Source organism: Microvirga sp. TS319, assembly GCF_041276405.1.
Taxonomy (GTDB): Bacteria; Pseudomonadota; Alphaproteobacteria; order Rhizobiales; family Beijerinckiaceae; genus Microvirga.
This window is the reverse complement of the sequence record NZ_JBGGGT010000002.1, coordinates 1,546,611-1,561,561: the sequence shown is the minus strand read 5'-3', so window position 1 is coordinate 1,561,561 and position 14,951 is coordinate 1,546,611. Positions and strand designations below refer to the sequence as shown.

At 65.4% G+C, this 14,951-nt stretch carries 14 protein-coding genes; 5 read left to right on the top strand and 9 right to left on the bottom strand.

The annotated features are described in order from the left end of the window. Positions 1-31 precede the first annotated feature (31 nt). Positions 32-1,192, top strand: coding sequence for a ribonuclease D (gene rnd, locus AB8841_RS16755; RefSeq protein ID WP_370436963.1), 1,161 nt, complete (start codon positions 32-34; stop codon positions 1,190-1,192). A 233-nt stretch (positions 1,193-1,425) separates the two neighbouring features. On the opposite strand, the gene AB8841_RS16750 is transcribed toward rnd, so the two are convergent. The 6 genes from AB8841_RS16750 to AB8841_RS16725 form a co-directional block, all read right to left on the bottom strand. After that, entirely contained in the window at positions 1,426-2,049 is a 624-nt protein-coding gene (locus AB8841_RS16750) for a 2OG-Fe(II) oxygenase (RefSeq protein WP_370436962.1), read from the bottom strand. Positions 2,050-2,252: 203 nt separating this feature from the next. Next, positions 2,253-3,776, bottom strand: a complete 1,524-nt coding sequence (gene ppx / locus AB8841_RS16745) for an exopolyphosphatase (protein WP_370436961.1) — start codon at positions 3,774-3,776, stop codon at positions 2,253-2,255. Position 3,777: 1 nt separating this feature from the next. Beyond that, on the bottom strand, positions 3,778-5,985 hold the full coding sequence (locus AB8841_RS16740) for an RNA degradosome polyphosphate kinase (protein WP_370439284.1): 2,208 nt from the start codon (positions 5,983-5,985) through the stop codon (positions 3,778-3,780). 107 nt (positions 5,986-6,092) lie between these two features. Then, positions 6,093-6,785 (bottom strand): DnaA ATPase domain-containing protein, encoded by a 693-nt coding sequence (locus tag AB8841_RS16735; RefSeq protein WP_370436960.1) that lies wholly within the window; start codon positions 6,783-6,785, stop codon positions 6,093-6,095. Then, entirely contained in the window at positions 6,778-7,890 is a 1,113-nt protein-coding gene (locus AB8841_RS16730) for an AI-2E family transporter (RefSeq protein ID WP_370436959.1), read from the bottom strand. Before AB8841_RS16730 ends, AB8841_RS16735 begins: the two co-directional genes overlap by 8 nt. Before the next feature lie 29 nt (positions 7,891-7,919). Beyond that, a complete protein-coding gene (locus tag AB8841_RS16725; RefSeq protein ID WP_370436958.1) occupies positions 7,920-8,450 on the bottom strand; it encodes a CDP-alcohol phosphatidyltransferase family protein in 531 nt (176 codons plus the stop codon). 275 nt (positions 8,451-8,725) lie between these two features. Between AB8841_RS16725 and purM the strand changes: the two genes are divergently transcribed. Together purM and purN are read left to right on the top strand one after the other, a co-directional pair. After that, positions 8,726-9,793, top strand: a complete 1,068-nt coding sequence (gene purM, locus AB8841_RS16720) for a phosphoribosylformylglycinamidine cyclo-ligase (protein WP_370436957.1) — start codon at positions 8,726-8,728, stop codon at positions 9,791-9,793. Next, complete coding sequence (gene purN, locus AB8841_RS16715; protein ID WP_370436956.1) at positions 9,793-10,437, top strand: phosphoribosylglycinamide formyltransferase; 645 nt, start codon at positions 9,793-9,795, stop codon at positions 10,435-10,437. Before purM ends, purN begins: the two co-directional genes overlap by 1 nt. Positions 10,438-10,487: 50 nt before the next feature. Here purN and AB8841_RS16710 read toward each other — a convergent pair whose 3' ends face one another. Both AB8841_RS16710 and ndk read right to left on the bottom strand, forming a co-directional pair. Beyond that, positions 10,488-12,641, bottom strand: a complete 2,154-nt coding sequence (locus AB8841_RS16710) for a molybdopterin oxidoreductase family protein (protein ID WP_370436955.1) — start codon at positions 12,639-12,641, stop codon at positions 10,488-10,490. Positions 12,642-12,727: 86 nt separating this feature from the next. Then, positions 12,728-13,150 (bottom strand): nucleoside-diphosphate kinase, encoded by a 423-nt coding sequence (gene ndk / locus AB8841_RS16705; RefSeq protein ID WP_213565231.1) that lies wholly within the window; start codon positions 13,148-13,150, stop codon positions 12,728-12,730. A gap of 189 nt (positions 13,151-13,339) precedes the next feature. Here ndk and AB8841_RS16700 point away from each other — a divergent pair, with 189 nt between their 5' ends. Beyond that, complete coding sequence (locus tag AB8841_RS16700) at positions 13,340-13,744, top strand: DUF2147 domain-containing protein (protein WP_370436954.1); 405 nt, start codon at positions 13,340-13,342, stop codon at positions 13,742-13,744. A gap of 46 nt (positions 13,745-13,790) precedes the next feature. On the opposite strand, the gene AB8841_RS16695 is transcribed toward AB8841_RS16700, so the two are convergent. After that, positions 13,791-14,498, bottom strand: coding sequence for a glutathione S-transferase N-terminal domain-containing protein (locus AB8841_RS16695; protein WP_370436953.1), 708 nt, complete (start codon positions 14,496-14,498; stop codon positions 13,791-13,793). Between the two features lie 186 nt (positions 14,499-14,684). Between AB8841_RS16695 and AB8841_RS16690 the strand changes: the two genes are divergently transcribed. After that, positions 14,685-14,939, top strand: a complete 255-nt coding sequence (locus AB8841_RS16690) for a hypothetical protein (protein WP_370436952.1) — start codon at positions 14,685-14,687, stop codon at positions 14,937-14,939. Positions 14,940-14,951: the final 12 nt, after the last annotated feature.

Below are 14,951 nucleotides of genomic sequence, written 5' to 3'. Positions count from 1 at the left end.
GTACAATCAGGTTCCGCTAAAAGACTTTGCCATGAATTTGATCACGACCACCGCGGCGCTCTCCGACGCCTGCTCCCGCCTGAGCCAGCATCCGTTCGTCACCGTCGACACGGAGTTCCTGCGCGAGACCACCTATTATCCGAGGCTGTGCCTGATCCAGATGGCCGGGCCCGATCCGACGGATGCCTATCTCATCGACCCGCTGGCCGAGGGGATCAGTCTCGAACCGTTCATGGCGCTGATGTCCGACCGGGCCGTCATGAAGGTCTTCCATTCCGCCCGGCAGGATCTGGAGATCGTCTGGAACTTGGGCGGCATCGTCCCCGAGCCGCTGTTCGACACCCAGGTCGCCGCCATGGTCTGCGGCTACGGCGACTCGGTCTCCTACGAGCAGCTCGTGAACGATCTCGCCAAAGCCAAGATCGACAAGTCCTCCCGCTTCACGGACTGGTCGCGCCGTCCCCTCACCGACGCGCAGCTCACCTACGCCCTCTCGGACGTCACCCATCTGGTGAAGGTCTATGAGGCGCTGATGGCCCAGCTTCAGAAGAACGGCCGCCTCGACTGGCTCGCCGAGGAAATGTCCATCCTCACCTCCCCCGAGACCTACCAGGCCGATCCCGACAACGCTTGGCGCCGCCTCGCCGGCCGCCTGCGCAAGCCGAAGGAGGTGGCCGTGCTCATGGAGGTGGCCGCCTGGCGCGAGCGCGAGGCGCAGGGGCGCGACGTGCCTCGCGGGCGCATCCTCAAGGACGATGCGATGATCGACATCGCGACCTCCGTCCCCCGCAGCGTCGAGGCCCTGGGACGGCTGCGTTCCATCCCCAACGGCTTCGAGCGCTCCCGGACCGGCGCCGACATCCTGGAAGCGGTCGAGCGCGGCGTCGCCCGCGACCCTGCGACGGTGCCGATGCCCGAGCGCAGCCGCGGGCGCGGCAATACGGGAGCCGTCGTCGATCTGCTGAAGGTCCTACTCAAGGCCGTGGCCGAGCAGGAGGGCGTCGCCCCCAAGATCATCGCCACCGTCGAGGAGCTCGAGGCCATCGCCGAGAACGATACGGCGGACGTGCCCTCTCTGCACGGCTGGCGCCGCGCCCTGTTCGGCGAACAGGCGCTCGCCCTCAAGAACGGAAGGCTCGGCCTCGTGCTCGAGCGTGGGCGGGTGAAGTTGCGGGCCCTTCAGAGCGCGTAAGGCAGCCTCCGTCGGACTGCCTCCTTCTCCGTCGTCTCACGGCTCCCGCTTCCATCCCAGCCCGTGCGGGAATGACACGGGGGCGGGATCCATCACCATGACAGTCGAAGAGAAGCCGCCTCGGGCCGTAGCCTTCGGCTGCCCCCCGGACGGCGGGAGCGTGGAAAACGCGAATGGCCGGGACGAGCCCGGCCATGACGAAGGATAAGTCGCATTTCTCCGGATAGGGCAACCTACCGTCCGAAGATGCCCTTGAAGAACTGAGCCATCTTGTTGTGCTTCTTCTTGCGGTCCACGTCCGCCTGGCTCTTCACCCAGGCGATCTGAACCACCCGGCGCTCGCCCACGAACGGGAGATGGCCGTGCCAGGAATTGTCCGAGCGCAGAAACGCGAACATGGTGCCCATCATCGGCGGAACTTCGAGCTTGAAGGGCTCGAAGTTCTGGCCGTCGTAGAGCACCCGCAGGCGTCCGCCCTCGTCCTGCTGCCATGCATCGTTCATGTAGACGAGCATGGTCATGACCTTGGACGGCCCGTCCGTGTGGATCGAGCCGTACTTGGGCTGCGACTTCTTCATGATCGTCGTCAGGCGCGGATACGGGTGCAGGTCAACGCCGAATTTCTTCGACAGGGCCTCGGTCAGCTCTGGGCCTTCGAGCTCGTCGATCAGCGCCTTGAAGCGGCCGTGGAGATTGACCTCGTCGACAGTGAGGTAGCCGGGCTTGCTGATCTCGGGAAAATCGCGCCGGAGATCGTCGATTGCGTCCTGTTTCAAGAACTCGGACGCCAGAAGATGATCGTAAGGGTCGCGCGAATGTTGTGCATTCTGCACGGCCGACAGATTGATGAGGCTCATTGCCGTTCCCGCCAAATTCTGCTCCGCTCTTGTGATGAGCGGCGGAATTTCTTTATCCCAAGTTAAAGGGTTGTGCAAAGGAGCCGAAAAATGCAAGCCCCGGCAGCCACGCAAGAGCTTTTTCGGCGAAGTGGATCCGGCTCGCCGTCAATCATGTAGCACACCAAAGACGAGAGGCGTTTCCCCGAAAAGGGGAAAGAACTCTAGCCTAGAATCTCGATCACGGGCTCCATCCCGAGAAGCTTGCCGAGCGCCTTCATGCGGCCCGCCAGCCTCTCGTTGGCCAGATCCTGCATGGGAGCAGGCAATTGCAGAACCACCTGCCTGCCCCTCGCCTGCAAGGGCGCCTGCGGCAGAATGCCCTCCATCGAGACCGAGACCGGATAGGCGATGCGCATGAGCGCCGCGAGCAGGCGCGCACGCTCCAGATAGCGGGAACCCGCCAGGCTCCGGATGCGCGAGCTCACCTTGTCGGGAGACAGGCCCTCGTGCCGGAAGAAGATCGACAGCGCGAGATAGGCCCGGCCCGGATGATCGAGCCCCGCAAAGGCCCCGTAGGCAATGAGATTGAGGCTCTGCTCGCCCCGGTAATCGGGATGCGCGCGCCAGCCGATATCGGCCAGGAGACAGGCCGCCCTCCGCAGGCGGGTATCCGCCTCGGTTTCGGGAAGGCCGAAACTCGTGATGAAGGCCTCCGTCCAGTCGCACAGTTCCTCGCCGTGGCGCGGGGAGCGGGACCGCAGCAGGTTCAGGTCGCTGGCGGCGGCGAGCAGCGGGTCGCGCTTCTGCGCCTCAGGGTCGAGCCTGTCGAAGAGGACGCCCTCGCGGACGCCGAACGCCGAGATCGCCACCTCCTTCGGGCCGCCGAGGCGGATGATCTCTTCCAGCACGATGGCGCCATAGGCCAAGAGCGGTCGGCGGGCCTCGGAAATGCTCTCGATATCTTTGAGGCTCTTCGCGTCCGCCTCCTCCACGAGGCGCAGAAAGTCGAGGCCGTCGCTGGGATCGATAATATAGCCGTGCATCACATGGAGCGGATAGTCCGTGGCGGCCTGGTAAAGGCGCGCCAGCGCGCGCCAGGTGCCGCCGACCGCATAGAAGGTGCGGCCATGCAGATGCTCCAGGTATTCCGGCGCGCGCTCCAGGGCCGCGCGCACGATCTTCTGCGCCTTCTTGAGGGAGCCTCCGCTCACGTCCTGCAGGGCAAGGCCGCCCAACGGCATCGTGACGCCCTTGCCGACGACCGAGCCCTTCACGTCCACGAGTTCGAGGCTGCCGCCGCCCATGTCGCCGGCAAGCCCGTCCGGCTCGTAAAAGCCCGCCACGACGCCCAGCGCCGAGACCCGCGCCTCCTCGGCCCCCGAGAGCAGGCTGATGGGATGTCCGCACGCCTTCTCGGCCGCCTCCAGGAAGGCGGGGCCGTTGGTGGCGTCACGCGCGGCGGCGGTCGCCAGCACGAAGACCTCGGAGACCTGCATCGTGTCGCACAGCACCCGGAAGCGCGCGAGCGCGCGAAGCGCTCGGTCCACCGCATCCTCGTCGAGGCGGCCCGTCGTCGCCACATGGCGGCCGAGACCGCAGAGGACCTTCTCGTTGTAGATCGGCGTGACGGCGCGGGCCAGGCCTTCATAGGCGACGAGGCGCACGGAGTTCGAGCCGATATCGATGATGGCGACGGGCTGGCCGATCTTGAGCCGGCCCTGGGCTTCTCGGGCGATGGTCTGCATGTCAGCGCTGCCCCCGTTTCGCGAGTGCCCTGGGGCTTGAGGTCTTGAGGGACTTGCCTCGGCCGGAAAGGCTCGGATTCGTCATGAAGTACTTGTGGGCGTTGAACGGCTCCTCGCCCTTGCCCGGCACGATCCGCTGGCTGGTGCCGTCGGGAAGCACGGCCCAGCTCTGCTCGTTGTCGAGGAGGTTGGCGAGCATGATCTGATCCAGCACCTGCTGATGGACCGTGGGATTGCCGATCGGCAGCAGCGCCTCGACGCGGCGGTCGAGATTGCGGGTCATCAGATCGGCGGAGGAAATGTACACATGCGCCTTCGGGTTCGGCAGGCCGTACCCGTTGCCGAAGGCGTAGATGCGGGTGTGCTCCAGGAAGCGGCCGATGATGGATTTCACACGAATGTTCTCCGACAATCCCTTGATGCCCGGCCTCAGGCAGCAGATGCCGCGCACGATGAGATCCACCTGCACCCCCGCCGCGCTCGCATCGTAGAGCGCGTCGATGATGTCGGGGTCGACGAGCGCGTTGCACTTGCCCCAGATCGCCCCGGGCCGCCCGGCTTTGACATGGGCGATCTCCTCGCCGATGTGCTGCAGCAGGCGCTTTCTCAGGGTCAGGGGCGATACGGCCATGCGCTCCAGCTCCGCCGGCTCCGCATAGCCCGTGACGAAGTTGAAGATGCGAGACACGTCCCGGCCGATCGCGGGATCGGCGGTGAAGAAGGACAGATCCGTGTAGATGCGGGCGGTGATCGGGTGGTAGTTGCCCGTGCCCACATGGCAATAGGTGATGAGCTGGCTGCCTTCGCGCCGGACCACCATGGACAGCTTGGCGTGCGTCTTCAGCTCGATGAAGCCGTAGACCACCTGAGCGCCCGCGCGCTCCAGGTTGCGCGCCCAGCGGATGTTCGCCTCCTCGTCGAAGCGGGCCTTCAGCTCGACGAGGGCGGTAACTGACTTGCCCGCTTCCGCCGCTTCCGCGAGAGCCGCGACGATCGGCGAATCCGAGGACGTGCGGTAGAGCGTCTGCTTGATCGCCACGACGTTGGGGTCGCGCGCGGCCTGGCGCAGGAACTGCACCACCGCGTCGAAGGACTCGTACGGGTGATGGACGATGATGTCCTTCTCGCGGATCGCCGCGAAGCAGTCGCCGCTGTGTTCGCGGATGCGTTCGGGAAAGCGCGGATTGTAGGGCTTGAACTTGAGGTCCGGACGGTCCAGGGCGACGAGCTGCGAGAGATCGCGCAGGCCCATCATGCCCTCGACCACGAACACCTCGTCGTTGGAAACCTCCATCTCCTCGGCGACGAAGAGGCGCAAATCCTCCGGCATCGCGGCCTCGACCTCGAGGCGGATCACGCTGCCGCGGCGGCGCTGTTTGAGGGCCGTCTCGAAGAGGCGCACCAGATCCTCGGCCTCTTCCTCCACTTCGATATCGGAATCGCGGATGACCCGGAACGCGCCCTGTCCCTGGACCACGTAGCCGGGGAACAACCGGCTGGTATAGAGCACGATCATCTGTTCCAGCGCGATGAAGCGGGCCGAGCCGGTCTCGGAAAAGTCCGGCAGACGGACGAACCGCTCCGCCCGCGACGGCAAGCGGATCAGCGCGTTCAGGACCTTCCCGTCGCTCTGGCGCACCAGCTTGAGCGCGATGGACGAGCCGAGATTCGGGATGAACGGGAACGGATGCGCCGGATCGATGGCCAGCGGCGTGAGCACGGGAAAGATGTGGTTGAGGAAGTAGTCCTCGAGCCAGGACGCCTCGGGCTTCGTCAGGCCCGCGCCCTCGACGAGGACGATTCCCTCCCCCTGCAGGGCGTCGCGCAGCTCGCCCCAGCGCCGCTGCTGATCGGACGCGAGATGCGACACCTCGACCGCGATCTTGGCGAGCTGCTCCTGGGGGGTGAGCCCGTCCTGCGAGATCGTCGATACGCCCGAACGCACCTGCCCGCGCAGGCCCGCGACGCGAACCATGAAGAACTCGTCGAGATTCTCGGCCGAGATGGAGAGGAAGCGCAGCTGCTCCAGCAGCGGATGGCTGCGGTTGGAGGCCTCCTCCAGCACCCGGCGGTTGAATTGCAGCCAGGACAGCTCCCGATTGATGAACCGCTGCGGAAACCGGCGCAGCACCGCTCCGTCCAGCTCGATATCCGGGGGAGCCTTCGGCAAAGGCGCCTCGCTGACCGTCTCCACGTCCCTCAGGGCCATCGCGTCCCGCACCTCGATCTCCGCCGATTCCTTCTTCGGCGTCCGTTTTGCTCTGGGCTTCGTGACGATTTCACGACGTTTCGGGGACAATGAGGCAGGATCAGACGTCACTCGTTTTCTTCCGTTTCTTGTGCGGATCCGAGGATTTCGGCGGCAATCGCGCGCGAGACGCGCCGTCCCCGGCTGAGCGCCTCCTTGTCCAGAAGCGCCACCAGTTCCGAAGCCTTGGCGAGAGATCGCTCGATCCGAAGCGAAATATAATCGACAACGGAGGTATCGACCACGAGTTGCCTGTCCACGAAGAGCTTCACCAGAACGGCCTTGAGCAGGGCGTCGTCCGGCGCGTCGAGAGATACGGCCGGGGCAAGGCGCAGCCTCGACAGGAGGTCGGGCGTCCTCAGGCCCCAGCGGTCCGGAGGCGTCTCGCTGGTGATCAGGAGGGCTGCCTTGCGCTCCCGCGCCAGGTTGAGAAGGTGGAACAGGGCCGCCTCATCCCGCTCGCCCCGGTCCATGTCCTCGATCGCGAGCGCCCCGTTGGAGATGACGTGCGGAACCTTGTCGTGGGTGATCTCCCGGGCATCGATCGTCCAGGCATGGGCGTTCTCGGCCCAGATGGAGGCGAGATGGCTCTTCCCGCTGCCCGGCGGTCCGACCAGCAGGAGAATCGTGTCGGGCCAGTCCGGCCATCCCTCGACAAGGCCGTAGGCCTGCTCGTTCGACGGGCTGACGAGGAAATCCTCCGCTCCGAAGCGCGGATCCAGAGGCAGGTCGAAGGCCAGCTGCTTGGGGGCATCACGCATCGAGATCGGCCCTGTCGTCGAGCTTCGGGTGGATGACCACGGGCCCGGTTCCGCGATAAAGGGGGCTCGCCAGGTATTGCCGGAGGGCGAAGCGCGCGATGACCCCGATGGCGGCCGCGAGAGGCACGGCCAGCAGCAGCCCGACGAAGCCGAAGAGCGCGCCGAAGGAGACGAGAGCGAACATCAACCAGACTGGATGCAGCCCGACCGAATCCCCGACCAGCTTGGGCGACAGGATGTTGCCCTCCACAAACTGGCCGAACACGAAGATGCCGAGCGTCGCCAGGATCATGGTCCAGTCGGGCCAGAACTGCACGATGGCCACGCCGACCGACAGGATGAGGCCCGTGAGCGAGCCTACATAGGGAATGAAGCTGAGGAGCCCCGCCGTCATGCCGATCAGCGCCCCGAAATTGAGGCCGACGAGGGCGAGGCCGACAGCATAGAAGGTCCCGAGGATCAGGCAGACCAGCGCCTGCCCGCGCACGAATCCGGCGATGGCGCGGTCGATGTCGCGGGCGATGGCGCGGATCGTGTCCCGGTGGCGCAGAGGCATCCAGGAATCCACGGTCCTCACCATGCGGTCCCAGTCGACCAGCATGTAGAAGGCCACGACCGGGGTCACGACCAGAAGGGAGAAGATGCCGATCAGCGCCTGCCCGCCGGACCAGAGCCCCTGCAGGAAGGCCGTCAGCCATGCGATGCCCTGGCTGATGAGGTTGCCGACGGATGTCGGCGCGGCGGGCAGCGCCTCCTCGATGCCAAGCTTACGGATGACCGGCCCGAGCTGCTCGGCCCCCAGCTCCTGAAGGCGCGCCACATAGCCCGGCAGCCTCTCCACGAAGGCCCCCACCTGCTGCGCCGCGAAAGGCACGAGGATCATCAGGGAGATGATGAAGACCAGGACGAACAGGATGAGGATCAACAGGCTGGCGCCGAGGCGCCCGACGCCCATCTTCTGCAGCCGGTCGGCCAGCGGATCGAGCAGATAGGCCAGCGCGAATCCGGCGACGAATGGCAGGAGGATGCCGCGCAGCACGAACAGCAGCAACACCGCGGCGACAAGCGCCGCAATCCAGAATCCGATCTGCCTTTGGACCGTCATCGGCACTCCATACCCGAACCTTCAGGGGCTTAAGCAGCCATGTGCCGCAGCCAGCCCCCGAGATAGGCACCAGCGGAAGCCACGGTCAAGGTGGCGACGATCAGCATCACGATCTCTTCAAGCCCGCCCAGCTCCACGTCATAGGCATTGGCCGCGAGCGCGAAGGCCGCGAATCCGATCTGGGCTGCGGTGTTCAGCTTGCTCACCATGATCGGCTTGATCTCCACCGGGCGGCTCATGACCCAGGAGAGGAGAACGGCGGACACGATCATGGCGTCCCGCGAGACGACGATGATCGCCAACCAGCTCGGGATCGCGCCCACGATCGCGAGAGACACGTAGATCGAGACCAGCAGGGACTTATCGGCAAGCGGATCGATATAGGCCCCGAACTCGCTCCTCATGTCGAAGTGACGGGCAATGAAGCCGTCGACGGCATCCGATACGCCCGCCACGACGAACAGAATGAAGGCCGCCGCCCACCGCTCCTGCATGATCATGACGATCACGATGGGAACCATGACGAGCCGAGCGATGGTGATGATGTTCGGTATGGTCATCGTGCCGAGATGATGCCGGGTTGGAGGGCCAAGTTCAATGCCCGAAGAGGGCACGACGGCGAAGCCGAAGATCCTCGCGGATGGCTTCCGTCATGGCCGGACTTGTCCCGGCATTTCCCAATCGTCATGCCCGGCCTCATGCGGGGCATGACGATTGGGGGTGCCCCCCGGCAGAAGGCCGGGGACGACGACGTGGGCTCTTCCCATCTTCCGAGGGAAAACCCTTGCCTACCGCCCTCTCTCGCCTTACTCCCCACCCCAACACGGGGTGTCCCATGAGCGAGAAGCAGACGAACGGCCTGACCTATGCCCAAGCGGGCGTCGATATCGACGCGGGCAATGCCATGGTCGACCAAATCAAACCTTTGGTGCGGTCCACGCGCCGCCCCGGAGCGGACGCGGAAATCGGCGGCTTCGGAGGTCTTTTCGATCTCAAGGCCGCAGGGTTCAGGGATCCGATCCTGGTGGCCGCCAATGACGGCGTGGGCACCAAGGTCAAGATCGCCATCGACACGGGCATTCACGACACGATCGGGATCGATCTCGTGGCCATGTGCGTGAACGACATCATCGTGCAGGGCGCCGAGCCTCTCCTCTTCCTCGATTACTTCGCCACCGGAAAGCTCTCGCCGGACGTGGGCGTCCATATCGTGAAGGGCATCGCCGAGGGCTGCCTCCGGGCCGGCTGCGCGCTGATCGGTGGCGAGACGGCCGAAATGCCCGGCCTCTACGCCAAGGGCGATTACGACCTCGCGGGCTTCGCGGTGGGCGCGGCCGAGCGCGGTACCCTCCTCCCCAGGGACGTGAAGGTCGGCGACGTGCTCATCGGCCTGCCCTCATCCGGCGTCCATTCCAACGGCTTCTCGCTCGTCCGCCGCATCGTCGAGCGCTCGGGCCTCGCCTGGGACGCTCCCGCCCCGTTCGCCCAGGGCAGGACGCTGGCCCAGGCTCTTCTCGAACCGACCCGGATCTACGTGAAGGCCCTGCTTCAGGTGCTGAAAGGCGGCGACGGCATCCATGCTCTCTGCCACATCACCGGCGGGGGCTTCCCGGACAACGTCCCGCGCGTGCTTCCCGAGGGCGTCGGCGTACGGCTCGATCTCGATGCCATCACGGCCCCGCCCGTCTTCGGCTGGCTCTCCAGAACCGGCGGCGTCGCCGAAGCGGAGATGCTGCGCACCTTCAACTGCGGCATCGGCATGATCGTGGTGGCGGACGCCTCGCAGGCCGACGCGGTGATCGAGCGCCTCCGCCAGGCCGGCGAAAACCCGGTGCGCATCGGCGAGACGGTCCCGCATGGCGGCGGCGAACGGGTGCAAACCTCCGGGTCGCTGAAGCTCTGATGCCCCGCCGCGTCGCCGTTCTGATATCCGGACGCGGGTCGAACATGGTCTCGCTGATCGAGGCCGCGAGTGGCGCGGACTTTCCGGCCGAGATCGCCCTGGTGCTCTCCAACCGCCCCGATGCGGGCGGCCTGGGACGGGCGCAGGAGGCCGGCATCGCGACGGCGGTCGTCGATCACAGGACGCACCCTACTCGCGAGAGCTTCGAGCAGGCGATGGATGCGATGCTCGTCGAGCACGGGATCGAGTTCATCTGCCTGGCGGGCTTCATGCGCGTGCTCACCGAGGGCTTCGTGCAGCGCTGGTCGGGGAGGATGATCAACGTTCACCCCTCCCTCCTGCCCCTGTTCCGCGGCGTGCACACCCATCGTCGCGCCTTGGAGGAAGGCGTGCTCATCCACGGCTGCACGGTGCATTTCGTGGTGCCGGAACTCGACGCGGGCCCCATCATCGCCCAGGCGGCCGTTCCCGTGGTCCCGGGCGACACAGAGGACACCCTCGCGGCGCGCATTCTCGTGCAGGAGCATCGTCTCTATCCGCAGGCTCTGCGCATGATCTGCGACGGCAGCGCCCGCCTCGAGAATGGGCGCGTGATCTTCTCAGGTCCCTGGAACGACGAAGGCGCGCTGCGCTCGCCGGTTTAGAGCATTGAACTGATCCCAAAAGTGCAAATGCACTTTTCACGTCCGATGCTCTATCCGACGACCGGCTCGGCTCTCTTCCGAACAGTCAGGGCAGGCGTTTCGACCACGAGCTCCTCGTAGACCTTCTCGAGCGCCACCCGGTTGTCGTGGAATGCCGCTCCGCCATAGGGCGCTACCTGGTCGCCTCCCGTCAGCGTGTTGATGCCCCGCCCCAGAGGATGCGCTTTGTTGGGCCAGATCCCCTCCGCGATCAGCACCCCGCGGCGCACGCCGTCGAACAGCCTGGCGCGCAGGAAGACCTCGCCGCGATGGTTCCTGAGCTTCACCCAGTCGCCGTCCGCGATGTCCTGGCGTTCGGCATCGAGCGGGTGGATCATCACCTCCGGCCTGCCTTCCTTGGCCACCGAGCCAGGGGTTTCGGTGAAGGAGGAGTTCAGGAAGCTGCGCGCCGGGCTCGTCGCGAGGCGGAAGGGATGCTCGTCCGTCGCCGCCTCGATGACGGCCCAATGGTCCGGGAAGGCGGGCATCTGGGCATGGGGGCCCATCGGCCCGTTGTTGTAGGACGGCACCGCCGTCCAGTCAGGCTTGAAGCGGAACTTCCCGTCCGGATAGCCGAAGCCCTTCAGGTAATGGGCCTCCTCGAAGGGCGGCTGCACGTCCTTGTGAACGACGGCCTCGAGCTCCTCGATACTGCCCCAGCCGGAATGGCGCAGGGTCCAGTCGATGATCTCGCGCGGCTCCATGCCGAAGGCGCGGTGCTCGGCGCCCAGGCGCTTCGCCAGGGCCTGGACGACCTGATGGTTCGAGCGGCATTCGCCGGGTGGATCGACGAGCTTCGGTCCGACCTGGAAATGCTGGTGCCCTCCGCCGGAATAGAGATCGTCGTGCTCCATGAACATGGTCGCGGGCAGAACGATATCGGCCATCATGGCCGTCTCGGTCATGAACTGCTCGTGCACGCAGACGAACAGGTCCTCGCGGGAAAAGCCCTGCTTGACCAGCTCCTGCTCCGGCGCGACGGAGACCGGATTGGTGTTCTGGATCAGCATCGCCTTGACGGCGGGGCCGTTGTAGAGCGCCTCCGTGTCTCCGGTGAGCACGCGGCCGATCTGGGACTGGTCGAGCACACGGATCGAGGGGTCGATGGCCTCGTGCCCTTCGATCAGGGCCTTGTTCCAGCGAAAGATGCCGCTGTTGGAGTGGAACGCTCCCCCTCCCTCGTATCGCCATGCGCCGGTCACCGCCGGGATGCAGGATGCCGCATGCATGTTGACCGCGCCGTTGCGCTGACGGCCGAATCCGAAGCCGAGGCGGAAGAAGGTGCGCCTGGTCGTGCCGACGAGCTTCGCAAAGGCCTCGATCTCCTCCACCGACAGGCCCGTGATGGACGAGGCCCAGGCCGGATCGCGGGTCCTGAGATGTGCTTCGAGCTCGCGCGGGTGATCGGTGTAGCGCTCCAGATAATCCCAATCCGCATAGCCGTCGCGGAACAGCACGTGCATGACCGCGCAGGCGAGCGCGCCGTCGGTACCGGGCTTCACCAGAAGGGCCATGTCGGCCTGTTTCATGGTGGCGTTCATGTAGATGTCGACGGCGACGATCTTGGCCCCGCGCTCCTTCCGGGCGCGCATGGCGTGGGTCATCACGTTGACCTGGGTATGAACCGGATTCGTGCCCCAGATCACCACGCAGTCCGACACTGCCATCTCGCGCGGGTCGGAGCCCGCGAGCCTGCCCGTGCCGGCCACATAGCCGGTCCAGCCCATGGGCGTGCAGATGGTGGAATACTGGCCCGAATATTTCTTCACATGGCGCAGCCGGTTGATGCCGTCACGCATCACGAGGCCCATGGTGCCGGCGTAGTAATAGGGCCAGACGGATTGCGAGCCGAACGCCGCCTCGGCCTTCAGGAACGCCTCGGCGACCGTATCGAGCGCCACGTCCCAGGAAATGCGCTCGAACTGTCCCGAACCTTTCGGGCCCGTGCGCTTCAACGGGTGGAGCAGCCGTTCCGGATGGTGAATGCGCTCGGCATAGCGCGCGACCTTCGCGCAGATCACGCCCGCCGTGTAGCTGTTGGTCTTCGCCCCATGCACGCGCCCGATGCCGCGCCCGTCGATCACCTCCACGTCGAGGGAGCAGACGGAGGGGCAATCATGCGGACAGACCGACGCGCGGCGTTCGATGCGGGGAGCTTGGTTCATGGCCGGCGCATCATGACGGAGCTCGAGCCCAAAGAAAAGGCCGCCCGAAGGCGGCCTCGTCATTCTGCTCGGGGGCCCGGAAGGCCTTAACCCACGATCTCGTTGCCCGAGAAGAACTGGGCGATCTCGATCTTGGCGTTGTCGAGGCTGTCGGAGCCGTGGACCGAGTTCTCGCCGATCGACTTGGCGTAGAGCTTGCGGATGGTGCCCTCGGCAGCGCTCTCCGGGTTGGTGGCGCCCATGATCTCGCGGTAGCGGAGCACGGCGTTCTCGCCTTCCAGAACCTGCACGACGACCGGCGCGGAGATCATGAAGTCCACGAGCTCGCCAAAGAAGGGACGCTCCTTGTGGACCGCATAGAAGGTCTCGGCCTCGCGGCGGGACATGAGGATGCGCTTCTGGGCGACGATGCGCAGGCCAGCGCTCTCGATGACGGCGTTGACGGCGCCGGTCAGATTACGCTCGGTCGCGTCGGGCTTGATGATGGAGAAAGTACGCTCGATGGCCATGACAGGTCACCCTCTTGAGAAAGGAAATCGGGAAAGTCCGGCGCTTATAGCGGTGAGCCCCCTCCCTCTCAAGTCCCCCTCGTGCGCCTTTTCGCGATTGCGAAGGTGATCGCCACGTTGGAAAGCTCGGCCGCTTCCCCTAATCTCCTTCCCGATCGGTCCCCTCGAAGACCGGCCCGGAGGACAATCATGAAGTCTCTGATCCTTGCCGTGCTCGGTCTCGGCCTGCTGACGGGGGCGGCCCGCGCCCAGGCTCAGGACCCGAGCGGGACATATCTGAGCGAAAGCGGCGAAACCCGGGTGCGGATCGCCCGATGCGGGCAGGCCTATTGCGGAACCATCGTGTCCGTTCAGGGGGACGCGAAGGACGTGAACAACCCCGACGCCACTCAGAAAGGGCGCAGCCTCGTCGGCGTTCAGATGATCTCCGACATCCGGCCCTCGGGCGATGGTTTCACAGGCCAGCTCTACAACTACAAGGACGGCAGGACCTATTCCGGCAAGATGACCTTCGCGGGCAAGTCCATGCAGCTCTCCGGCTGCGTCCTGGGCGGCCTCATCTGCCGCTCGCAGCTCTGGGCCAAGCTGAATTGAAGAGCCTTCCTCGGGCGCCACGGCCGCGGCGCCCGCGCAGAATGGCTCACCGCGCCTTCTGGCCGAAGAGAATGGCCTGAACGGCGGGATCCTTCATGTCGTAGGACCCGCGGTCCTCGGCATTGACCTCGAGCGCCCGCTGGACCGCCGGGCGGTCCAGCACGGCGGCGAGCCAGCGCTTCACGTTCGGGAAATCCTCGATGTTCTGCCCCTGGCGTTCCCACATCTTGGCCCAGGGAGCGATGGCCATGTCGGCGATCGAGTAATCGCCCGCCACGTAGTCCCGGTCCGCGAGGCGCTTGTCGAGCACGCCGTAGAGACGGTTCGTCTCGTTGGTATAGCGGTCGATGGCGTAGGGCACCTTTTCCGGCGCATAGATGCGGAAGTGGTGTGTCTGTCCGAGCATGGGACCGAAGCCGCCCATCTGCCAGAACAGCCATTGGTCGATCTCGACGCGCTTGCGCTCGTCCTGCGGATAGAACCGACCGGTCTTGCGGCCGAGATATTGCAGGATCGCGCCGGACTCGAACATCGCGATCGGCTGCCCGTCGGGCCCGTCGGGATCGACGATCGCGGGCATCTTGTTGTTGGGCGAAATCGCCAGGAACTCCGGCTTGAACTGGTCGCCCTTGCCGATATTAACCGGATGGATCGTGTAGGGCAGCCCGCACTCCTCGAGCATGATGGCGATCTTCCATCCGTTCGGGGTCGGCCAGTAGTAGAGATCGATCGGTTGTTGGGCGGATGCCGCCATGGCGGGCCCCTCCTTGTGTGACGACATGTATCTGACGTTAAGTTAGGATATCGCGTCCTCTATCGCATCCTCAAGACATGCGCTTTGCGGTGGAAAGAACGCATGACTGCCCCCGGGGCCTTGCATGTTTCATTGTTTCAATATGAGATGGCTGGAGCGCTCACCGAAGCGCTTTTGGGGGAGATCATGACGAACCGATTGATGCACGCTGCCCTGGCCGCTGCCCTGGCCCTGGCTTTCACCAGCCCACTTCCGGCGGCCGCTCAGACGAAGCCGGTGAAGGAGCCGAGTGCCGCCCAACTCGCCGCTCGCGAACGCCTGACCAAGTGCAGCGCCGAGTGGAAAGCCGCCAAGGCCGGCGGCAAGATCGAGGCTGACATGAAGTGGCCGAAGTTCTGGAGTGCCTGCAATACACGCCTGAAGGGCGGCACGAAGGCTTGAATCGTCTCAGAT